Source organism: Enterococcus sp. AZ011, assembly GCF_050548355.1.
Classification (GTDB): Bacteria; Bacillota; Bacilli; order Lactobacillales; family Enterococcaceae; genus Enterococcus; species Enterococcus faecalis.
The window spans coordinates 870,001-888,927 of sequence record NZ_CP172959.1; the positions used below are offsets into that span (position 1 = coordinate 870,001).

General features: G+C 36.7%; 17 protein-coding genes, 5 tRNA genes and 2 riboswitches (1 of these 24 only partly in view). Of the genes, 15 read left to right on the plus strand and 7 right to left on the minus strand.

The genetic code is table 11. The annotated features are described in order from the left end of the window. The 5 genes from IGL36_RS04250 to IGL36_RS04270 all read left to right on the plus strand — a co-directional run. A tRNA-Trp gene (locus IGL36_RS04250) sits at window positions 1-44 on the plus strand (it extends 30 nt beyond the left edge of the window). Window positions 45-80: 36 nt separating this feature from the next. Then, window positions 81-153 (plus strand) — tRNA-His (locus IGL36_RS04255). A 14-nt stretch (window positions 154-167) separates the two neighbouring features. After that, window positions 168-239, plus strand: a tRNA-Gln gene (locus IGL36_RS04260). A 25-nt stretch (window positions 240-264) separates the two neighbouring features. Then, a tRNA-Cys gene (locus IGL36_RS04265) sits at window positions 265-335 on the plus strand. A 13-nt stretch (window positions 336-348) separates the two neighbouring features. Continuing rightward, window positions 349-432 (plus strand) — tRNA-Leu (locus IGL36_RS04270). A 25-nt stretch (window positions 433-457) separates the two neighbouring features. On the opposite strand, the gene IGL36_RS04275 is transcribed toward IGL36_RS04270, so the two are convergent. From IGL36_RS04275 to IGL36_RS04285, 3 genes are all read right to left on the minus strand, one after another. Then, on the minus strand, window positions 458-709 hold the full coding sequence (locus tag IGL36_RS04275) for a hypothetical protein (protein ID WP_002397866.1): 252 nt from the start codon (window positions 707-709) through the stop codon (window positions 458-460). A gap of 64 nt (window positions 710-773) precedes the next feature. Continuing rightward, window positions 774-941: riboswitch (M-box (ykoK) riboswitch) on the minus strand. Window positions 942-1,003: 62 nt separating this feature from the next. After that, window positions 1,004-1,783, minus strand: a complete 780-nt coding sequence (locus tag IGL36_RS04280) for an ABC transporter ATP-binding protein (RefSeq protein ID WP_002360638.1) — start codon at window positions 1,781-1,783, stop codon at window positions 1,004-1,006. Between the two features lie 88 nt (window positions 1,784-1,871). Beyond that, window positions 1,872-3,644, minus strand: coding sequence for an ABC transporter permease subunit (locus IGL36_RS04285; protein ID WP_002397862.1), 1,773 nt, complete (start codon window positions 3,642-3,644; stop codon window positions 1,872-1,874). Window positions 3,645-3,685: 41 nt separating this feature from the next. Then, a riboswitch (M-box (ykoK) riboswitch) is annotated at window positions 3,686-3,853 on the minus strand. Between the two features lie 314 nt (window positions 3,854-4,167). Here IGL36_RS04285 and IGL36_RS04290 point away from each other — a divergent pair. The 3 genes from IGL36_RS04290 to IGL36_RS04300 all read left to right on the plus strand — a co-directional run bounded on the left by IGL36_RS04290 (window position 4,168) and on the right by IGL36_RS04300 (window position 6,975). Next, on the plus strand, window positions 4,168-4,683 hold the full coding sequence (locus IGL36_RS04290; protein WP_002397861.1) for an AAA family ATPase: 516 nt from the start codon (window positions 4,168-4,170) through the stop codon (window positions 4,681-4,683). A 268-nt stretch (window positions 4,684-4,951) separates the two neighbouring features. Then, the gene (locus IGL36_RS04295) at window positions 4,952-6,550 is read left to right on the plus strand and encodes an Nramp family divalent metal transporter (RefSeq protein WP_002382010.1); all 1,599 of its coding nucleotides are present in this window, start codon (window positions 4,952-4,954) and stop codon (window positions 6,548-6,550) included. After that, window positions 6,550-6,975: a universal stress protein gene (locus IGL36_RS04300; protein ID WP_002358161.1), complete on the plus strand. Its 426-nt coding sequence runs from the start codon at window positions 6,550-6,552 to the stop codon at window positions 6,973-6,975. Before IGL36_RS04295 ends, IGL36_RS04300 begins: the two co-directional genes overlap by 1 nt. Window positions 6,976-7,029: 54 nt before the next feature. On the opposite strand, the gene IGL36_RS04305 is transcribed toward IGL36_RS04300, so the two are convergent. Then, window positions 7,030-8,700, minus strand: coding sequence for a PucR family transcriptional regulator (locus IGL36_RS04305; RefSeq protein WP_002363655.1), 1,671 nt, complete (start codon window positions 8,698-8,700; stop codon window positions 7,030-7,032). Window positions 8,701-9,080: 380 nt separating this feature from the next. On the opposite strand from IGL36_RS04305, the gene IGL36_RS04310 reads away from it, so the two are divergent. The 5 genes from IGL36_RS04310 to IGL36_RS04330 all read left to right on the plus strand — a co-directional run bounded on the left by IGL36_RS04310 (window position 9,081) and on the right by IGL36_RS04330 (window position 14,419). Next, the gene (locus tag IGL36_RS04310; RefSeq protein WP_002365468.1) at window positions 9,081-10,742 is read left to right on the plus strand and encodes a peptide ABC transporter substrate-binding protein; all 1,662 of its coding nucleotides are present in this window, start codon (window positions 9,081-9,083) and stop codon (window positions 10,740-10,742) included. Further along, the gene (locus IGL36_RS04315; RefSeq protein ID WP_002363657.1) at window positions 10,743-11,993 is read left to right on the plus strand and encodes an amidohydrolase family protein; all 1,251 of its coding nucleotides are present in this window, start codon (window positions 10,743-10,745) and stop codon (window positions 11,991-11,993) included. It begins immediately after the preceding gene. Further along, window positions 11,990-13,207 carry an amidohydrolase gene (locus tag IGL36_RS04320; RefSeq protein WP_002358156.1) on the plus strand — a complete coding sequence of 406 codons (1,218 nt, stop codon included), beginning with the start codon at window positions 11,990-11,992 and terminating at the stop codon, window positions 13,205-13,207. Before IGL36_RS04315 ends, IGL36_RS04320 begins: the two co-directional genes overlap by 4 nt. A gap of 234 nt (window positions 13,208-13,441) precedes the next feature. Further along, entirely contained in the window at window positions 13,442-13,921 is a 480-nt protein-coding gene (locus IGL36_RS04325; protein ID WP_002365470.1) for a GAF domain-containing protein, read from the plus strand. Window positions 13,922-13,987: 66 nt separating this feature from the next. Then, window positions 13,988-14,419 (plus strand): VOC family protein, encoded by a 432-nt coding sequence (locus tag IGL36_RS04330; RefSeq protein ID WP_002399473.1) that lies wholly within the window; start codon window positions 13,988-13,990, stop codon window positions 14,417-14,419. A 45-nt stretch (window positions 14,420-14,464) separates the two neighbouring features. Here IGL36_RS04330 and IGL36_RS04335 read toward each other — a convergent pair whose 3' ends face one another. The 3 genes from IGL36_RS04335 to galM form a co-directional block, all read right to left on the minus strand. Further along, window positions 14,465-15,103, minus strand: a complete 639-nt coding sequence (locus IGL36_RS04335) for a sugar O-acetyltransferase (protein WP_002379300.1) — start codon at window positions 15,101-15,103, stop codon at window positions 14,465-14,467. Between the two features lie 120 nt (window positions 15,104-15,223). Then, window positions 15,224-15,370, minus strand: a complete 147-nt coding sequence (locus tag IGL36_RS04340; protein ID WP_002384758.1) for a hypothetical protein — start codon at window positions 15,368-15,370, stop codon at window positions 15,224-15,226. A gap of 130 nt (window positions 15,371-15,500) precedes the next feature. Continuing rightward, window positions 15,501-16,559, minus strand: coding sequence for a galactose-1-epimerase (gene galM, locus IGL36_RS04345; protein ID WP_002397857.1), 1,059 nt, complete (start codon window positions 16,557-16,559; stop codon window positions 15,501-15,503). Between the two features lie 198 nt (window positions 16,560-16,757). Here galM and IGL36_RS04350 point away from each other — a divergent pair, with 198 nt between their 5' ends. Beyond that, on the plus strand, window positions 16,758-17,921 hold the full coding sequence (locus tag IGL36_RS04350) for a galactokinase (RefSeq protein WP_002397856.1): 1,164 nt from the start codon (window positions 16,758-16,760) through the stop codon (window positions 17,919-17,921). Between the two features lie 15 nt (window positions 17,922-17,936). Then, a complete protein-coding gene (galE, locus tag IGL36_RS04355) occupies window positions 17,937-18,926 on the plus strand; it encodes a UDP-glucose 4-epimerase GalE (RefSeq protein WP_010716934.1) in 990 nt (329 codons plus the stop codon). The last annotated feature ends 1 nt before the right edge of the window (window position 18,927 follow it).

The window sequence follows — 18,927 nt, forward strand, 5'->3', positions numbered from 1 at the left end:
CTCCAAAACCGTTGGTGTGGGTTCAATTCCTGCTGCCCCTGCCATTTAATTATTTAATAGATACACTTTTTAAGATTACGGCGATCGTGGTGAAGTGGTTAACACACCAGATTGTGGCTCTGGCATTCGTGGGTTCGATTCCCATCGGTCGCCCTTTGTAATTTTATTGGGGTATAGCCAAGCGGTAAGGCAACGGACTTTGACTCCGTCATGCGTTGGTTCGAATCCAGCTACCCCAGTTTTTTTGTAACAAAAATGGAATATGGCGGTATAGCCAAGTGGTAAGGCAGAGGTCTGCAAAACCTTCATCACCGGTTCAAATCCGGTTACCGCCTTCCAAAATATCTTGCCGGCGTGGCGGAATTGGCAGACGCGCTGGACTCAAAATCCAGTTCCTTCACGGGAGTGCCGGTTCGACCCCGGCCGCCGGTATACTAAAGACTGTTAAATCAATGATTTAACAGTCTTTTTCGTTATTATTTTCTAGAATACATAAAAAAACCATCTCAAAAAAATGAGATGGAAAGTTAAGTGAGAGAGTGATAAGTATAGTGCGAATAAATACAAGGGTTACAGAAGAATGTGGGGGTTCTGCATCATCGTCATTAAATGTTCCTGCAGTAGGAATATGAATTTCTGTCATATTATATTCAATAACTTGAACTGTGATGATTGCAACAGTTCCAATGATTGCTAACATAGTAGTCATACTTTCACTCCTCTCTTAATTTTAAATAAAAGTACTTAACTGATTAACTAGAGACTAAAAATATACATCAACATGAACGTTGAGCTTTAGCACTATACAACGTAAAGATCACTCTTAGCTATTTTGAGAAAAGCCTTCTCCTCGACCAGTCTTGTTCTACTCATTGGTGTCTCTCGACATTTCTGAGCAATAGCCTATGTTTGTATAGGAGCCTCACCTAACTTATTACAAAGAAATAATAGTCTTTTAAGTAACTCTTTGTCAAGACATAAGCAGTAGTCAAAACAGTTCTATTTACAAATGAATGCGACGAACCATTTCTTCTGTTATTTGTTCTACAATATCAATGGTTGTTTTTGGCGAACGTTGATTTCTGGGGATATCGATTGAGTAAATTTTGGCAATACGACCAGGATTTGCATCCATTAATACAACCCGATCAGAAAGTTGAACTGCTTGTTGAACATCATGCGTGATCATCACAATTGATTTAGTCGCAATTTGATTGTTTAGCCAAATTTCTAATAAATCGTTAGATAATTGGCTGGCTGTAATGATATCTAAAGCTGAAAAAGGTTCGTCTAAGAGCAATAAGCTAGGTTCGATGGCTAAAGCACGAGCAAAGCCTACACGCTGTTTCATTCCACCAGATAACTCTCTGGGATAAGCTTTTTCAAAACCAGTTAAACCAATCATTTCAATGAGATTACTGACTCTTTTATTTATTTGTTCGCGAGAAATTTCTTTACGGTTTTCTAAGCCAAAGCTGATATTTTTTTCAACTGTCAACCAAGGAAAAAGGGCAAAATGTTGAAAAACCATGCCGATATTGGCATCAGGCTCATTAATGATTTTATCTTCAAAAGTAATTTCACCTCTAGTTGTACGAAGAAGTCCAGCGATACTTCTGAGCAACGTTGATTTTCCTGTTCCTGATTGTCCGATAATACTTAAAAATTCATTCGTTTTAACTGTTAAATCAATATTTTCAAGGACTTTTAAATGTTCTGAATGTCCTTCAATTTCAAATTCTTTATATACTGATTTTATGCTTAATAATTCTTTATTTTCCATCGTCTTATTAGATAGGTCAAGGGAAATCACCTATCGTTCTCCTCTCTAGTTTATCTTAAAAATTTAGTCGAGTTGAGTCGTCCAGCTATTAATAGTGAAATTTTTGTTTTGCTGCTCGATATAAAGGTTGCCAAACAAAGGCAATACATAAACCAACAACGAAACACATCGCTAAGGTTCCTAAGGCAGATTTATCTTTTACGCCATCGTTTGCCGCAATATATTGTCCTAGGCCAGTAACATCTATTGATTTTTTGCCCCATTGAATGCTTTCTGCTGCGATATCAGCGTTCCAAGCAGCACCAGCAGCGTTAATAATTGCTGTAATGAGGTAAGGTAAAATAGAAGGGATCAAAAATTTTGTCCACCATTGCCATTTAGATAATTTAAAAAGTTTGGTTACGTCACGAATATCATCAGGGATGGCTAAGTAGCCAGCAATTACATTAAAGAAAAAATACCATTGGCAACCAACCATGATGAGTGGTAAAATCCACCATTCTAATTTGTTGAAGCCCATACTAATAATCAACACAATGAATGGAGTATAAACATTTGACGGAATGGAGCCTAAAATTTGTCCAATCGGTTGAACGATACTTAAGCGCCGATTATCATTCGCAACCCAGATTGCTAAGGGAGTAAAGATAATGCCAGCAACGACCATAGCCAAGGTAACCCGTAGCGTAGTATAAAGGGTTAATCTAGGAATCATGCTGAAATCTTGATGGGGCAAAAAATGATAGAGCTTAATAGAACAATAAACCCCAATAATGGTTAAGCTGACATACCATAATGTTTTGAAGAAATGGCGTAATTTTGCTAGTAATCGATAGAGATAGTCTAGCTTGAAAAAGTACCAAACTTTTGGTAAACCGTAAATCCAAAAATGACTGAATTTCACAAAAGCTTTTGAAAAGTATTTCGTTAAAGTTGCTTTTTTTAATAAATGATAAATGATGGATTTAGGTGGCGTCGTACTTTCGACATCTGTTTCATATTTAAAATAATAAGTGGCTCGAACTAAAGGTTGAAAAACTAAAAAGTTTAAAATCACCACATTGATTAATAAGGCAAAAACAGCCCATAAACAGGATTTAAAGTCGGCTCGATTTAATGCTACTTGGATATAAGAACCAATTCCTGGTAAATAAAGGTTGGTTTCTTTAGGAAAGGCAACAGAAGCTTGCTCGCTGGCCACCAAGGCAAACCAAGCCGCAGTTTGAGAAATAATAACGTTCCAAAGTAAGCCAGGAATTGAGTAAACAAATTCAAGCCGCCAAAATTTTTCCCAAGCATTGTACTTGAACTGATCGGTCACATTGACTAGATCTGAAGGAATAACTTCCATTATTTGATAAAGAGTCAACATGATGTTCCAAGCTTGACCTGTGAAGATGGCAAAAATAGCAACCGCTTCTGCGCCCATCACATTTCCTGGAAATAAACCAAGTAACCAAGCAGTTGTAAAGGTCAAAAAACCTAGCAATGGAACAGATTCAAGGAAATTAACTAATGGTAAAATGACTCTTCGTGCCGTTTTATATTTTACGGCTAAAATACCAAAAACAAAGGAAAACAGGAAGGACCAAGCCATCCCCACAATCATTCGAAACATGGTTCGAATTGAAAAGTAAAAAAGATTTGATGGAGATAAGAAATCATCTGTTTTACTTGGTGTTGCGAGGAATTCTTCTGAGGGAAGGGTGTGGAGAGGGCGATTCATTTTTAGCCAAGAGAAGACGATGATAAAAATGAAAATGCCTAAAATGATGAGCAAGGTAAGATTCCCGATACTTTTAGCAAGTAGGGTATTTTTCTTAGATGATGCAGTGACAGCTTTCAATTTAAAAACCTCCAATTAATCATATTAAAGAGGTCGCCGAATAAAAGAAGATTATAGGGTAATCACAATAATTGAGCTTTGGCTTTCTGAGACGTAAGAAAAAAATTCTAGTTATCTTAGGAAAGCCTTAATTCGACAATCCCTGCTTTACTCGTTACTGTCTCTCGACATTTCCGAGCGATAACCTGTGTTCTTCAGAGTAACCTCACCTAATATGATTCTATTTGATTTACATGCTTATCATACTCGTGACTAAAAATAAAACAATTTCTAGCTGGTTATACCTGAATTACTGTTTGTTGTTATTCTATTCAATGATTCTTAAAAAGATTGCCCACATTCTGTTTTTTTAGGGAGAAATTATCAGATGAGTATGTTATGTAACGCAAGGTGAATAGTATAGGATGTTGTATTTTTAGTTTGTCTCGTTTACTGTTAAAGATGTAAGTAGTAACTATACGTGAATGGCTAAAAAAATTAAAAGTAATCTGGCACCTAAATTAAACAACAAAGAAATTTGTTCAGAAGAAAGGAAATTATGATGATTATTTGGTTAAACGGTGCGTTTGGAGCCGGAAAAACGACCATTGCACATGAGTTACAACAAAAACTTCCCAATGCAATCATTTATGATCCAGAAATTATTGGTAGTGCATTGATGGAGTTAGTTCCCGAAGAAATGAAAGAAAATGATTTTCAAGAGTATCAGGAATGGCGTTGCTGGAATGCTCATTTATTAAAACGAATGTCCAAAGAGTCTGGACGGCCGATTATTGTTCCAATGACCCTTTATAAAAAAGAATATGAAGAAGAGCTGATTGGATATCTGAGACGAGCAGGCATTGACGTTTATCATTTTTTGTTAGCGGTCGAGAAAGAAGAAATTTTACAGAGATTATTGAAAAGAAATGATGGAACTTTTGAATGGGGGAAAAATAAGTTGCCCGAAGTACTTGAAGGTTTTCGTCAGATTCAGTTTACCGAGATTTTTAGAAATCATTCAGCTGACACGACAGAAATTGTAGCAACCATTCTTAATAGAATAACCGAATAAAAACAAAATAAGGGACCTAAGCCGAAATGACTTAGGTCCTTTATTTTCTACTTCTTAAGATAATCAACTACCAGCTACCCTGATTTCTTCAAACTTTAAGATCGCACATTTACGACAATCTATTTTTACACTGTCAAAATTTTCTTTCAAGTCTTGCATTTTGTTATTTTTAGCAGTATATTTTAGGTGTACCTAAAATATATTAGAGGTTAACCTTCTAACGGGAAGGGCCTTTTAAAATTATTGCAAAACGAAAGAAGGAATTGAATTGAAAAATTCAGAAGAACATGAACCAAAGCAAAGACATCATTTGATTGAATATGCAAATGGTCCTTCGCTTGAAGAAATTAATGGCACCATCGACGTGCCTAAAAATATGAGTTTTTGGAAAACGTTATTTGCTTACTCAGGTCCAGGGGCATTGGTAGCAGTGGGGTATATGGATCCAGGAAACTGGTCTACTTCAATTACTGGGGGACAAAATTTTCAATATTTATTGATGTCGATTATTTTAATTTCCAGTTTGATTGCAATGTTGCTCCAATATATGGCTGCTAAATTAGGCATTGTTTCACAGATGGATTTAGCACAAGCGATTCGTGCTAGAACTAGTAAGACGTTAGGTATTGTATTATGGATTTTAACAGAGTTAGCAATTATGGCTACAGATATCGCTGAAGTTATCGGGGGCGCAATTGCCTTATATTTATTATTTCATATTCCTTTAGGTCTGGCTGTCTTCATTACGGTATTTGATGTTTTACTTTTGTTGTTATTGACAAAAATTGGTTTTAGAAAAATTGAAGCTATTGTTGTTGCTTTAATTGTTGTTATTTTTGTGATTTTTGCTTATCAAGTGGCATTGTCAAATCCAGTATGGGGAGATGTAATTAAAGGGCTGGTTCCTAGCGCAGAAGCTTTTTCTACATCACATGCGGTGAATGGGCAAACGCCATTGACAGGTGCATTGGGGATTATTGGTGCAACAGTGATGCCTCATAATTTGTATTTACATTCTTCTGTTGTGCAAAGTCGTAAAATTGATCGTAAAGATAAAACCGATATTCAACGCGCTTTACGCTTTTCAACTTGGGATTCTAATATTCAATTAACGATGGCATTTTTTGTTAACTCTTTGTTATTGATTATGGGTGTGGCCGTTTTTAAATCCGGCAGTGTCAAAGATCCTTCATTCTTTGGTTTGTTTGATGCTTTATCAAATCCAGCGGTTATGAGTAATTCTATTTTAGCGCATATTGCAGGTTCTGGAATTTTATCAATTTTATTTGCGGTAGCCTTATTGGCATCAGGACAAAATTCAACAATTACAGGAACGTTAACTGGTCAAATCATTATGGAAGGGTTTATTCATATGCGCGTACCAATTTGGTTACGTCGGATGGTCACACGTTTGTTATCTGTTATTCCTGTCTTAATCTGTGTTTTAATGACCAGCGGAAAAAGTACAGTGGAGGAGCATATTGCGATTAATAATTTAATGAACAATTCACAAGTTTTTCTAGCATTTGCTTTGCCATTTTCGATGTTGCCTTTACTGATGTTTACAGATAGCCGTGTTGAAATGGGTGAACATTTTAAAAACTCGTGGTTAATTAAATTGTTAGGCTGGGTTTCTGTCATTGGCTTAATTTACCTCAATATGAAAGGCTTACCTGATCAAATTGAAGGATTCTTCGGTGATAATCCGACAGCGAGTCAAATTACGTTAGCCGATAATATTGCTTATGTCATCATAGCACTCGTCATCCTCTTGTTAGTTTGGACGGTTGTGGAATTATATAAAGGTGATAAACGATACGCACAGCAGCTTGCAGCTATGGAGCAACAAGTAGAGGAGGTTAAATAATGAAATTTTCAAAAATTATGGTTGGTGTTGAAGAGTCGCCAGATGCGTTAAAAGCATTTCATTATGCTATCCAAAAAGCAAAAGAAGAACAAGCTGAATTGGTTATTGTTTCGATTTTAGAAGAGAAAGAGATTAATGTTTACCAATCGTTAGATAAAAATTATTGGCAAGAACAGTTGGCGAAATTAGAGAAACAAACGGAAAAATATCAACAAGAAGCGTTAGCGAATGGCATCGATAAAGTAAGTGTAATTGTCAATGAAGGGAACCCAGGAGAATTAATTATTAATAAGCTTATTCCTTTGAATAAACCAGATTTGTTAATTATTGGCTCCAAGTCAACTAGCAAATTAAAAAGCTTTTTTGGTAGCCAAGCAGCTTATATGGCTCGATATGCCCCAATTTCTGTAATGATTATTCGCTAACAAAATTGAAACAGTTAAAAAAGCCGCCACGATTTACTATTCGTGGTGGCCTTTTTATAGTAATTTTTGTTTATATAAATAAACAGCCAAACTTAGTTGTAGCGAACTATCAGGAAATTCTAAAGTTAAGTGAAGAATCTCTTCTATTTTTTTTAAGCGGTAAATAATTGTATTACGATGTACATACATATTTGTGGCAGTCAACGAAATATTTTTATTCGATTGAAAGTAGGTGTTGATGGTTTCTAGTAGGGAACTTTCATGTTTTTGATCTTCTTTTTCCAATGGTTCAATCAATCGTTGATATATTTTTTGTTTGGCTTGTTTGGTCAGGGTTTCGATCATTAAACGATAAAAAAAGAGGTCGTCATAATTCAAAATAGTTCGTTGTTGTAATTCTTGACTTGCTTGTGCTAAGTGGAATGTTTCTTGTGCTAATTTATAAGAATCACACAGATTGGTGATTTTTTTGACAGTTGGCCCAATCGCTAATTTAAATGATAATTTTGGATTCAGTTTCATTAATTGCTCTAGTAAATTCTTGGCAAGATGAGAGGTTTGTGCAAGGTAGGTGGCTTCCTCTTGTGCTGGATTTTCTAGTAATAAAATAAAGCCAGTTTGTGTAGGAAAGGCAGTAATTTTTTGTCGATATCCTTCTAAAATATGATTCAATTGATGGCCAATGCTATTCATTTGAATAGTCGGATTAAACAGTTGTTCCAATTGTTCAATGGCTACAAGCAAGAGACTAAATGTATCTTTTTCATTTAATTGCAGATAATTACTAAATTCTTGCCAAGCTTGAGGATTGGTATTTTTTTCTTGGATAAGGTCTTGAAACAGCGCCCCGATCTTTTGCCTCGTTGTTAAATTTTCCGAAGATTCTAATTGAAGTTGTGGTAAAAGGTAGTGAGCACAGACCTCCACAGATAATAAATCAATCGTCTGTAATTTTTTGGTAGTTTGCCAAATCACTAAGTAAGATAAGCTGAGATTTTTCTTTTTGATGGGTAAAATTCGCAAAGATAACTGATGGTTCGCTAAGGAAAATTCAACAGTCAATGGTTCTTTATAAAATAATAGGAGCTCATTGTTCTGGGCTTTTAAAGCTGTCTCAAACTGTTTTTTGAGAGTCGCGTTGTTTAAAATACTGGTGATTCTTGTTGGCGCATCAGGTAAATCAAAATGATTCATAATCTGAAAACGCTCGTCTAAAAGCATTACAGGCGCTTGAATCGCGGCACTTAATACTTCCAGTAATTGGGTACTTTTTCCGCCAGCTTTGATAATTGTATAAAATTTATTATGCATATGAACAGAATGTTGGCTAATCGTTTCGTCAGGTTGATTGACTCGGCGATTGACCAATGAAATAATTTGAGAAAAGTTGTAATTATAAGGGATTGAGAGAATTGGTAATCCGACGTCATTCGCTAATTGGATCATCTCTTGTGGAACTTCATTGAAATAACGTTGGACTTTAAAGCCTAGAGCAGCGCAGTTCATATTTGCTAGTTCTTGAATAAGACGTTTTTGCAAGCAAGGCTGATCTTTGAAAATATAGCCGGTAGTTAATAAAATTTCTCCTGGCGTTAACCAGTCAAAAGCATCAGGATTTTCTAAAATATTTGCTTGTAGAATTGGCGCATCTAAATTGGTCTCGTGCGTCAATAAGGTTAAACCAGGTAGTTCTTCTGCATGGAGTAGATCATTGACCGTCATCATTAGCAAGGCCTCCTTTTGTATGAATTATCTAAAAATTAAGTGTATTTATTGTAAGATGTTACAAAACTATTTTAGGGAAAATAAGGTATCCTTATACTAATAGAAAAAAGTTCCAAGTCATCACGTGATTGGTAGTCACAAGTGACCAAATAAGAACAATCAGCGCTTACAACCTATAGAAACGCATCGTTTAAAGATATAGCAATAGTATACTTAATTTTTAATGCTTTTACTATTGTTTCAGCTACTTTAAATTTCTCAAGTATTTCTATAATCTGTAAGTTTTTTGAGACTCTTATCAGATATGCTTCTTTTTCTATATTTTATCAGAAAATTCTGGTAACTTTGAAGGTTATAGTTTGTAAAATGGAGGGATTGGTATGAAGAAATTAAAAATGTTAGGATGCGTCGGTTTGCTTTTAGCTTTAACGGCTTGTCAGGCGGGAACGGGAAACTCGGCTGATAGTAACAAAGCAGCGGAACAAAAAATTGCAATTAGTTCTGAAGCGGCTATTTCGACAATGGAACCACACACAGCGGGGGATACGACCTCGACTTTAGTCATGAATCAAGTTTATGAAGGACTCTATGTTTTAGGTAAAGAAGATGAATTAGAGTTGGGGGTCGCTGCCGAAGAACCAGCGATTTCTGAAGATGAAACCGTTTATACATTTAAGATTAGAGAAGATGCCAAATGGTCGAATGATGATCCAGTAACAGCAAACGACTTTGTTTATGCATGGCAACAAGTTGCTTCCCCTAAATCAGGATCGATTCATCAAGCTTTATTTTTTGATGTCATTAAAAATGCTAAGGAAATTGCTTTAGAAGGCGCAGATGTGAATACTCTTGGGGTTAAGTCGCTAGATGATAAAACGTTAGAAATAACTTTAGAACGGCCCACCCCTTATTTGAAATCTTTGCTTTCGTTTCCTGTTTTGTTTCCACAAAATGAAAAATATATCAAAGAACAAGGGGATAAATATGCCACTGATGCAGAACATTTGATTTATAATGGTCCTTTTAAATTGAAAGAATGGGATAATGCCTCTTCCGATGACTGGACCTACGAAAAAAATGATACGTATTGGGATGCTGAAAAAGTTAAATTAACAGAAGCGAAAGTTTCAGTAATTAAGAGCCCAACGACAGCGGTGAATTTGTTTGACTCGAATGAATTGGATGTAGTGAATAAGCTAAGTGGTGAATTTATTCCTGGTTATGTTGATAATCCAGCCTTTCTTTCAATTCCTCAATTCGTCACATACTTTTTAAAAATGAACAGCGTTCGTGATGGAAAAGAAAATCCGGCTTTAGCGAACAACAATATTCGTAAAGCGTTGGCACAAGCTTTTGATAAAGAAAGTTTTGTAAAAGAAGTCTTGCAAGATCAATCAACGGCTACAGATCAAGTAATTCCTCCGGGACAAACGATTGCGCCAGATGGAACAGATTTCACAAAACTAGCTGCTAAGAAAAATAACTACTTAACCTACGATACAGCGAAAGCAAAAGAATTCTGGGAAAAAGGGAAAAAAGAAATTGGGCTGGATAAAATCAAATTAGAATTTTTAACAGATGATACAGACAGCGCCAAAAAAGCTGCTGAGTTTTTCCAATTTCAATTGGAAGAAAATCTAGATGGATTAGAAGTGAATGTTACTCAAGTTCCTTTTACTATTCGTGTTGATCGTGATCAAACGAGAGACTATGATTTAGAATTATCTGGTTGGGGAACCGATTATCGTGATCCATTAACAGTTATGCGCATCTTTACTTCGGATAGTACCTTGGGCGGCGTAACGTTCAAGAGTGATACGTATGATCAATTAATTCAAGAAACTAGAACAACACATGCGGCTGATCAAGAGGCTCGTTTAAATGACTTTGCTCAAGCACAAGATATTTTGGTGAATCAGGAAACGGTTTTAGCACCAATCTACAATCGAAGCATTTCTGTATTAGCTAATCAAAAAATCAAGGATATGTATTGGCATTCATTTGGACCTACGTACAGTTTAAAATGGGCTTATGTTAACTAATTGAATGAAGGTAGGAAGGGGTTTGTCATGCTTTTAAAAAACTGTAAATTAGAAACAGGATTTTCTACTGTGAATCAGCGAATTGTTGCGACAGAAACAGCTAGCTATGATATTCGAATTGAAAACGAGGTCTGTACTGCGGTCGCACCGCAGTTAAGGCCTTTAGAGAACGAAACAGTTATCGATGTGAATCAGCAACTCGTTTTACCTGCTCTAAGAGAAATGCATATTCATATTGATAAAACGTATTTTGGGGGACCTTGGAAGGCCTGTCGTCCACTAACGAAAGGAATTTTAACACGTATTGAAGAAGAAACTTGGCTGTTACCTGAACAATTACCAACTAGTTTAGAACGTGCTTGCCAAGTTATTGAGCAGTATATTCAACAAGGCCATTATCATATTCGCAGTCATTGTAATGTAGATCCATCTATTGGAACGAAACATATTGAAATCACTAAAGAAGCATTTAGTCGATATGAACAATACATTACTCATGAAATTGTGGCTTTTCCTCAACACGGATTACTCCGCTCACAAGTCGAACCTTTGATGCGCGAAGCCTTACGCATGGGGGCAACTCATGTCGGCGGCGTTGATCCAGCCCTTGTGGATCGTCATGTGGATCATTCAATCGCAAAAATATTTGAATTAGCTACCACATTTAATAAAAAAATTGATGTTCATTTACACGCCCGTGATACTTTGGGACTTTATGAATTTAATAAATTTGTTGATTATACAGAACAAGCAAAAATGTTTGGCAAAGTCACTTTAAGTCATGCTTTAGCTTTGGGGAGCTTAGAAGAAGCAGCAATTAGAGATGTTGCGCAAAAATTCATCGAAACAGGTATTGATTTGACTTCGACTGTACCGATTGGAATGCCCACCATGCCGATTCCAACCTTGGTTGAACAAGGTGTTAAGATCTCCGTGGCTCATGACAGTTTGACGGATCATTGGTCGCCTTTTGGCAGTGGCAATACAATAGAAAAATTAAATACAGCCGCTCAAAGATTTAAAATTAGCGATGAGTATCGCTTGAATCGTTTATGGGGCTTAGCGAGTAATTTTGTAACGCCTCTTGATCCTAACGGGCAGCAAGTTTGGCCTAACGTCGGCGATTCTGCAGATTTCCTACTATTTAATGCTGAGAGCACTGCTCACGTGATTGCACGCCAACAGCCAATCCAACAACTGATACTAAAAGGACAACTGGTTGAAGCCGTTCAAAAGGGGGAAAAAGAATGACAGCATCCATTGTTTATTTGAATAATGTTCGTTTAGAAACTGGTTTTGCTAAAGACCACCACGAATTAACGTATACTAAAACCGCACGCTATACTTTAGCGATTCAAGAAGGCAAAATCCAAGCGATTATTCCGCAAAATCAAGTCACTGAAAAGCAACAAGGCACTGATTTAAACGGACAACTGGCTATTCCCGCTTTTCAAGAGAGCCATAATCACTTAGATAAAACCTACCTTTCATTAGGCTGGCGTGCTAGCCAACCTGTTAAAAATTTAAAAGAGCGTTTAGCAGACGAAGCCAGTGAACTTAAATTGTTAGCTCCGTCAACAGAACAACGAGCGACGGCCATGATTGAAAAATTGATTGGTTATGGAGCCTCTTATATTCGGACACATGTCAACATTGATCCTTATGTAGAACTAGAAAACTTCTGGGGCGTCAAAAGAGCCTTAGAAAAATATGCGCATGTGATTGATTATGATATTGTTGTCTTTCCACAGCATGGATTATTAAAAAATCCCCAAACGGTTTTACTCATGAGAGAAGCCCTAAAAAATGGTGGAACAATGGTTGGCGGTTTAGATCCTGCAGGCATTGATTATGCAATTGAAGAATCTTTAGAAACCATTTTCGATCTGGCAGAAGAATTTCAAGTAGGAATCGATATTCACTTGCATGATACGGGGGAAGTGGGTGTTTATACAATTGATAGATTTTTAGACATTTTGGAAGAACGAAAATTTACTCAGCGAACCGCTATCAGTCACGCCTTTGCGCTGCTAGATGTACGACCAGCAGAAAAAGAAAAACTATACCAACGCTTGGCAACGCATCAAACGGCGATTATGTCTACAATTCCCTATGATCCTCGTTATTTATTGCCACCAATTGATGTGTTACGCCAAACTGGTGTATCGGTTCATTTAGGTAGTGATGGCTTTTTTGACTCTTGGAGTTCTAATGTTTCAGGTGATTTATTTGAAAAATTACGTAATTTTTGTGAAATGACAGGAAAGATTACAGAAGAGCAACTTACTCAAGCTTACGTCCATGGCTGCGGCAAAGAAGCACCTTTTTCATTTGAAGAAGAACGTCTTTGGTTTACAGAAGGCGACGAAGCAAACTTTATCTTTACAGAAGCAGCTTCTACAGCAGAAGTGATTGCTAGAAAACCACAGAAACGCCAGATTATGTTGAAAGGACAATGGGTTTAACTTGCTTTAAAATTAGGTAGAAATAGAATGCTAAAAAGCCAAACAGAGGAAACGGGGTTCAGCTCTGAGCAACGCACAGTGTTAGTCCTGCGGTTACTCGTCACAGTTTAATGCGTATAAAGTGCTTCTGCTCACAACGTGGATCAGCTTTTCAAGTTTGTTTGACTCACTTTAACATAGCACTTTTGCGTATCTTCCTTTATAATAAGACAAAATGAAGGAGATGAACCAAGCATGACTGAACAAACGAGAGAAAACAAAAAAGCAGCCTACGAATTGTGCTTACAACAATTGAGCGGTTTGTTAGAAATAGAAACGGATGCTATTGCAAATTTAGCAAACTCGTCCGCGTTACTTGCACAAACGTTACCAGACACCGTTTTTGCTGGGTATTATTTATATAAAAATGAAGAATTAGTTTTGGGGCCTTTTCAAGGGAAAGTCTCTTGTACCAGAATTAAAATGGGCAAAGGTGTTTGTGGTGAGTCCGCGGAAAAACAAGCTACATTGATTGTTGATAACGTGAAGACACACGCCAATTATATTTCTTGTGACTCAGCTGCGATGTCTGAAATCGTTGTACCGATGGTAAAAAATCATCAATTGGTCGGTGTTTTAGATATTGATAGTGGTGTAACAAATAGCTATGATGCGGTTGACCAACTGTATTTGGAAAAATTTGTTACCTTGTTACTAGAAAAATCAGATTTTTAAGCAGACTATTTTTGCTTTCTGACAAATCATGAGAAAATAAAGTATAAAATTTGATCATGAAAGAAGGTGAGTCATTTGTTAGAGCTGTATATAAATTTTAAAGGTGAAGCAAAAGAAGCAATTGCGTTCTATGAAGATGTTTTTGATACAAAATGTCAAAATTTAATGACTTTTGGCGAAGCACCTGAGGATCCTGAGCATCCTATAAACGACGAGATAAAGGATTTAGTGATGAACGCAAGTATCATTATTGAAGGAACCTATGTAATGATTTCAGATGTTCCTGATATGTTTGGTTTTGAAGTTACGGAAGGAAATAACCTTTCGCTCGTGGTTAGCACAGATGATGATGAAAAAATTGATCGCTTATTTAAACGATTATCTGAAGGTGGCACTGTTACAATGCCATTATCTGAAACTTTTTGGTCCAAAAAGTATGGTTCCCTAAAAGATCAGTTTGGCATCCATTGGATGTTTAATTATTATGAAGAAAATTAAAATAAAAAATCCCCAATCCGTTATTTTCATTGGATTGGGGATTTTTTATTCATGAAAGAATTGCTTCTTAGCGATTTGATACTGCCGTTGCTTTTCTGTCCAAAATTGCTGATCGTTTTCATCAATTTTGCGAATGACTTTTGCTGGATTACCCCCAACAATCGTGTTGGCAGGAACGTCTTTTGTAACCACAGCACCAGCAGCAACAATAGCGTTTTTTCCAATTGTAACGCCAGGTAAAATGGTGGCACTTCCGCCAATCCACACGTTATCTTCAACAATAATTGGCGTACCGAATTCTAATTCTGCAGTTCGAATCGTTGGATCAATTGGATGGCCGGCAGTATAAAAACTAGCACGAGGGCCAACCATGACATTATCACCGAAGATGATTTTGTTTACATCTAAAAAAATGCAATCCATATTTGCATAAAAATTTTCTCCTACCTCAATATGGCGACCGTAATCTACATGGAGGGGTGGGGTGATATATAACTCATTGCCAGTTTTTCCTAATAATTCTTTTTCTAGGGCCACAATTTCTTTCACATTATCGATAGGAAGTTGATTGATTTTTTGAGCTAACACCTTGCCTTTTGTTGATTTGTTTTCGGGTAAAATGGTGGGGGCGTAATATAATTCACCTTTTAACATTTGCATATAATCAAAGTCATTTTGTTTCATGTAAGCGCTCCTTTAGGCTTTTTCTCTATTGTATCAAATCAATACAATAAGTCGAGGAATATGTAAAATAAAAAAGGACAGATAGCAAAATAGCCTTGCTTATCTATCCTTTACCTAAGGTTATCCAATTTTTTTAACTCTCCCGCCAATTTTATCTGCTAATTTTTGTGCTTCTTTTTCAGAGTGGTAAACTAAACAACCTGATTTATCTCGCGTACGTTTACCATCTGCAGTTAAATAGCCATGAAAAAATTTGATTGCATACATAGACATCACCACCTTTCTAATTGAAAATAGTGTAAATGGAGCGTTTAAAAATGTCAAATAATAGAAGTGCTCTTAACCATTCTTATCTTTTTTAGTTCGAAGATAAGCTTGGTTAAGAGCATCATTTCACTTAATAAATTAGTTTGAAACGGGTCGTTGAGTGAAATTCCTGTTCAGGTGAGAGGGTGATAGAACCGAACAACGGAAATCTTTCAGCACCAGGACAGACTTGGGTTTCAAATGTGAGCGCTCCGTGATTGACTAATTTTTGCCCTTGAATATCGGGACCGTCATCAGCAAAATTTGCTGAAAAAATAACAACTGAAGGTTGATCAGTGAACATCTCTAAGGTGATATCTTTAGTAGGACTTTTTAAGATAACATCTGGGTTAATTAAATCATGATTGGTTAAGATGAAAGGGTGATCGAAGCCGTTCATCTTTTGGATTTGTTCATCGTTACTTGAAAAAACCTCAGCTAATTTTTTAGGTTTTTGTAAATCAAAAGCTGTCTGGTCAACGGAAGCTAATTCTCCAAATGGTAAAACTCTTTCATCAAGCGGGACAAACTTTTGGGCATTTATTTGTAACTCATGCGCATCAATGGGGATTGCGGGATTTCCAGTTAAATTAAAGTAGACATGATTGGTTGGATTAAAAAGTGTTTGTTCATCTGTAGTTGCCTGATACTCAATTTGCCATTCATTTTCTTCAGTCAATGTATACGTGACTGAAACAGTGAGATTTCCAGGAAAACCATTTTCACCAGCAGGACTCTCTAGCCAAAATTTCACAGAAGGATTCACTTGTGCCTCTTGGATTTCGCTGTGCCATTTTTTACTTTCAAACCCAGGTGTGCCGCCGTGAAGTGTTGTTTGAGTAGGAGTATTAATCATCGTTTGATACGTTTTACCCGCTAGTTCAAAGGAGCCATCGGCAATTCGGCCAGCTGTTCGACCAATTGTTGCACCAAAATATAAGTCTTTAGACAAATATTCATCTGCTGAGGGAAAGCCTAGCACGAGTGATCGGGATTCATTTTTTGTAAGAGGAACGTCGAGCGCAACAATTCGCGCACCAAAATCTGTTACTTTTAAAGTCACACCATTTTTATTCGTCAGTGTGTAAAGAAGCATTCCTTGTCCAAATGATTCAGTTGAAATAGTCAAAATAATCAATCCTTCCTTCAAGTAAATATTTAGTAAATTTAACTTTGTTTTTTAGATTATTTAAATAGTCAAAAAGAAACGCTAAGAAAATAAATCTTTATTTAATTGTATTGTACACGTTTTCAATCAAAATGACAATCAAGAAAATGTTAAGTAAATATTTGCAAAAGTTTAGTAAATATTATACAATTTGTTTACTAGTGAAAGGAGCGATTAGTGATGGAAGAACTGTTAATGAATCGATTTGTAGAAATATTTGGTGAGAAAGGGACAGCCTGTTATTTTGCCCCTGGAAGAATTAATTTGATTGGTGAACATACAGATTACAATGGCGGTCATGTTTTCCCAGCGGCTATTACTTTAGGGACATTTGGTGTGGCAAGAAAAAGAGACGACCAAAAAATTCGGATGTTTTCTGATAATTTTAAAGAGGTTGGTCTCATCGAATTTACATTAGAAGATTTAACCTATTCAGATTCAGATGATTGGGCAAATTATCCTAAAGGCGTTTTAAATTACTTGATTGAAAGCGGACACAATATTGATTCTGGCTTAGATGTGCTCTTCTACGGTACGATTCCTAATGGTGCTGGATTGTCTTCTTCTGCTTCTATTGAACTTTTAATGGGGACGATCTGTAATGATTTATATGCTTTACACTGTCCAATGCTTGAATTGGTGCAAATCGGTAAAAAAGTGGAGAATGAATTTATTGGCGTTAATTCAGGAATTATGGACCAATTTGCCGTGGGGATGGGAGAAAAAGATCAAGCTATTCTACTAGATACCAATAATATGCACTATGAAATGGTTCCCGCCAAATTAGGTGAGTATACGATTGTTATTATGAATACTAACAAACGTCGTGAATTAGCAGATTCAAAATATAATGAACGCCGTGCAGAATGCGAAGAAGCCGTTCGTTTGCTTCAAAAAGAGTTATCTATTGAATTTTTAGGTGAATTAGACAGCGAGACATTTGAACAATATCAAGCATTGATTGGAGATCCAACGTTGATTAAACGAGCGCGTCATGCCGTCACAGAAAATGAACGAACTTTATTGGCAAAACAAGCGCTAACTGAAGGGGATTTGGAAGAATTTGGCTTATTATTAAATGCCTCACATCGTTCGCTAAAAGAAGATTACGAAGTAACCGGTATTGAGTTGGATACCTTAGTGGCTTGTGCGCAAGAACAACCAGGCGTTTTGGGCGCACGGATGACTGGTGCAGGGTTTGGCGGTTGTAGTATTGCTTTGGTACCAAAGAAAAATATAGATGCATTTATTGAGGCTGTTGGCCAGAGTTATCAAGATAAAATTGGCTATGCTGCTGATTTTTATCCTGCATCAATTGATGATGGTGCCAGAAAGTTATTTTAGAAAGGAAGGCTTTAAATGTCTATTTTAGTATTAGGTGGCGCAGGCTACATCGGCTCACATGCCGTCGATCAATTAATTTCAAAAGGATATGCCGTTGTGGTTGTTGATAATTTATTAACAGGGCATCGTTCAGCAGTTCATGAACAAGCGACTTTCTATGAAGGCGATATTCGTGATAAAGCTTTTTTACGTAGTATCTTTGAAAAGGAATCAATTGAAGGTGTGTTGCACTTTGCGGCCAATTCTTTAGTAGGAGAATCCGTGGAGAAACCGTTAATGTATTTCAATAACAATGTTCACGGCACTCAAATTGCCTTGGAAGTCATGCAAGAATTCGGAGTGAAACATATTGTTTTTTCTTCCACAGCGGCCACTTATGGCGAACCAAAAGCAATGCCTATTACAGAAGAAACCCCAACGAATCCTAAAAATCCGTATGGGGAAAGTAAATTAATGATGGAAAAAATCATGAAATGGTGCGACAACGCTTATGGAATGAAATATGTTGCTTTGCGTTATTTTAATGTTGCGGGAGCAAAAAAAGATGCCTCAATTGGTGAGGATCACACGCCAGAAACGCATATTGTGCCAATTATTTTACAAGTGGCATTAGGCCAACGAGCAGAGCTAAGTATTTTTGGGGATGATTATGATACACCAGATGGCACGTGCATTCGAGATTATGTTTATATTGAAGACTTGATTGCAGCACATATTTTGGCTTTAGAATATTTGAAAAATGGCGGTGAAAGTGACGTCTTTAACCTGGGTAGCAACAACGGTTATTCTGTTAAAGAAATGTTAGATGCTGCTCGCGAAGTGACAGGCCAAGAAATTCCTGCGACAATCGCGCCACGCCGAGCAGGGGATCCTAGTACGTTAATTGCTTCTAGTGAAAAAGCCAAACGAATTTTAGGCTGGCAACCAGAAGTAACTGAGGTCAAGGACATTATCGCCACCGCTTGGCAATGGCATGTGAAACATCCTCAAGGCTATAATGAATAGG

Bases quoted from the DNA above. Each gene is read 5' to 3' on its own strand.
- IGL36_RS04275 (WP_002397866.1), bottom strand. From the start codon at position 709: ATGACTACTATGTTAGCAATCATTGGAACTGTTGCAATCATCACAGTT.
- IGL36_RS04280 (WP_002360638.1), bottom strand. From the start codon at position 1,783: ATGGAAAATAAAGAATTATTAAGCATAAAATCAGTATATAAAGAATTT.
- IGL36_RS04290 (WP_002397861.1), top strand. From the start codon at position 4,168: ATGATGATTATTTGGTTAAACGGTGCGTTTGGAGCCGGAAAAACGACC.
- IGL36_RS04300 (WP_002358161.1), top strand. From the start codon at position 6,550: ATGAAATTTTCAAAAATTATGGTTGGTGTTGAAGAGTCGCCAGATGCG.
- IGL36_RS04305 (WP_002363655.1), bottom strand. From the start codon at position 8,700: ATGATGACGGTCAATGATCTACTCCATGCAGAAGAACTACCTGGTTTA.
- IGL36_RS04310 (WP_002365468.1), top strand. From the start codon at position 9,081: ATGAAGAAATTAAAAATGTTAGGATGCGTCGGTTTGCTTTTAGCTTTA.
- IGL36_RS04320 (WP_002358156.1), top strand. From the start codon at position 11,990: ATGACAGCATCCATTGTTTATTTGAATAATGTTCGTTTAGAAACTGGT.
- IGL36_RS04325 (WP_002365470.1), top strand. From the start codon at position 13,442: ATGACTGAACAAACGAGAGAAAACAAAAAAGCAGCCTACGAATTGTGC.
- IGL36_RS04335 (WP_002379300.1), bottom strand. From the start codon at position 15,103: ATGAAACAAAATGACTTTGATTATATGCAAATGTTAAAAGGTGAATTA.
- IGL36_RS04340 (WP_002384758.1), bottom strand. From the start codon at position 15,370: ATGTATGCAATCAAATTTTTTCATGGCTATTTAACTGCAGATGGTAAA.
- IGL36_RS04350 (WP_002397856.1), top strand. From the start codon at position 16,758: ATGGAAGAACTGTTAATGAATCGATTTGTAGAAATATTTGGTGAGAAA.
- galE (WP_010716934.1), top strand. From the start codon at position 17,937: ATGTCTATTTTAGTATTAGGTGGCGCAGGCTACATCGGCTCACATGCC.